Annotated in this window: 1 pseudogene; it reads right to left on the reverse strand. The window is 31.2% G+C overall.

Annotation, left to right across the window (positions count from 1 at the left end):
• A pseudogene (locus GQX97_RS14445) lies at positions 1 to 371 on the reverse strand (molybdenum hydroxylase); the annotation flags it as partial.
• Between the last annotated feature and the right edge of the window lie 171 nt (positions 372 to 542).

The following is a 542-nucleotide window of genomic DNA, read 5'->3' on the forward strand; positions in this document are numbered from 1 at the left end:
TATTTTGCCATAGATTTATTAGTGCCTAGATTTTTTTTAGCGATTATAGCATCAATTAAAAATGTTGGTTTTATATGATTTAATATTTCACAGTTAGGGTCAATAAGAATAGGAATTTCTTTATAATCTTTATTTGCAATTATATTAAGAGCCTCTTCATAGTTTTTTACAAGTACAGCTTCAATATCTTCWACTTTTGTTTTACCATCATAAACAGCTTCAGATAATGCAACCTTTCTTCTTATAGCAGAGGGGTGCTGCGTCTCTAATATAATAACTTTGAAATGAGCCTTATATAGAGAGTACACAACACCAGTAGCTAAATCACCAGCTCCTCTTACAATTACAAGTTCATTATTAATTAAACTCATAAATTATCTTGAATAAGGAGTATTTTTAAGCGGCAATTCTGTTTGGAACTCGCCGTTAAATTTATAATATGCCAAAGCAACAGCAGGGGCAGTAGGTATACTAGAAATCTCTCCTATACCAGTAGCACCATAACCATAAGGAACACCTTCTTTTTCTATAATAATAGATTC

The organism is Brachyspira sp. SAP_772 (genome assembly GCF_009755885.1).
Taxonomy (GTDB): domain Bacteria; phylum Spirochaetota; class Brachyspiria; order Brachyspirales; family Brachyspiraceae; genus Brachyspira.